General features: G+C 45.4%; 2 protein-coding genes. One reads left to right on the forward strand and one right to left on the reverse strand.

Annotation, left to right across the window (positions count from 1 at the left end; genetic code table 11):
- Positions 1-362: mechanosensitive ion channel family protein (locus tag A3729_RS23645; protein WP_156498097.1), on the reverse strand; the 362-nt coding region annotated here is incomplete at its 3' end.
- A 203-nt stretch (positions 363-565) separates the two neighbouring features.
- Here A3729_RS23645 and A3729_RS23650 point away from each other — a divergent pair.
- The coding region (locus tag A3729_RS23650; protein WP_068634362.1) for an O-acetylhomoserine aminocarboxypropyltransferase/cysteine synthase family protein at positions 566-1,453 on the forward strand (888 nt) is incomplete at its 3' end.

Consider the following 1,453-nt stretch of genomic DNA (forward strand, 5'->3'; position numbering starts at 1 on the left):
ATGACAACGCCTCCGGCGAAGTTGGCTAGGCTTCCTTGAAGAGCTAGGCCAACAGCTAAGCCGGCAGCACCGAGTACTGCCACAAATGATGTTGTCTCGATGCCGACCATCGAGGCAACTGAAATCAACAAGACTACTTTCAGAATAACTGAAAGAATGCTGCAGACGAATTGACCAAGCGTCGCATCGACCTTGCTTGTGAGATTGTTGTTAAGAGTGCGTATGAAGCGATTGATGACCCATAGGCCGATGATGAGCGTAACGATCGCTAAGACCAGTTTGGGGCCGTAACTTAAGCTGAGTGTGTAGGCTGTCTGTAACAGCTCTTGAATCTGATCGCTGCTTTGATTGATATCTTCCATTTAAGCTTCCTTGATTAAGTAAAAAAGTGAGTTTGAAATTTAAATTCAGAAGCATAGACAGAAGCAAAAGAGAAAAAGTCACAAAGAAAGTTTATTTATATTTCATTGATCTGAGTGCGTGTGTGTTATTGGGAATTGATCTATGATTCTTTGTTCCGGTGTCCCGTATTCGCCAACATTCATCATTATTGCCGAGGATTAAAATGAAAGACGATACCATCGCAATTCATCACGGATATGAAACAGACCCTACAACCAAGTCCGTAGCAACACCTATTTACCAGACAGTCGCATACGAGTTTGATAATGCTCAACATGGTGCTGACTTATTTGACCTGGCTGTACCGGGTAATATCTACACGCGAATAATGAACCCCACTAACGATGTGCTTGAAAAAAGAGTAGCGGAGTTAGAAAAAGGTATTGCGGCCTTGGCTGTGAGTGCTGGCAGTGCTGCCATTCATTACGCGATTATAACGATCGCCAGCAAGGGCAAGAATATTGTTTCAGTACCTCAGCTCTATGGCGGTACTTATACACTTTTCAAGCATATGCTGCCGAGCCAGGGAATTGATGTACGTTTCGCTGAAGATGATAAGCCTGAGTCCTTAGCAAAGCTGATTGATGAAAATACCGCAGCCGTTTATTGCGAGAGTATTGGTAACCCCGCGGGTAATGTTATCGATCTGGAAGGCATGGCGAAGATTGCGCATGATAAGGGGGTGCCGCTTATCGTTGATAATACAGTTGCCACGCCAGCTTTATGTAAGCCTATTGAGTATGGGGCAGATATTGTTGTTCATTCGCTTACCAAGTATATGGGTGGGCATGGTAATTCGTTAGGCGGGATTGTCGTTGACTCAGGAAACTTCCCCTGGGCGGAGCATGCTGAACGATTCCCTATGTTGAACGAGCCAGAACCTGCTTACCATGGCGTGATCTATACCGAGGCAATGGGGCCAGCAGCTTTTATTGGACGATGCCGGACAGTTCCTTTGCGTAATACCGGGGCGGCCTTATCACCTATGAATGCCTTTTTATTGCTTCAGGGAATTGAAACGCTAGGTCTTCGTATGGAACGTCATTGTGAA

The sequence above is a fragment of the Oleiphilus sp. HI0043 genome (assembly GCF_001634935.1).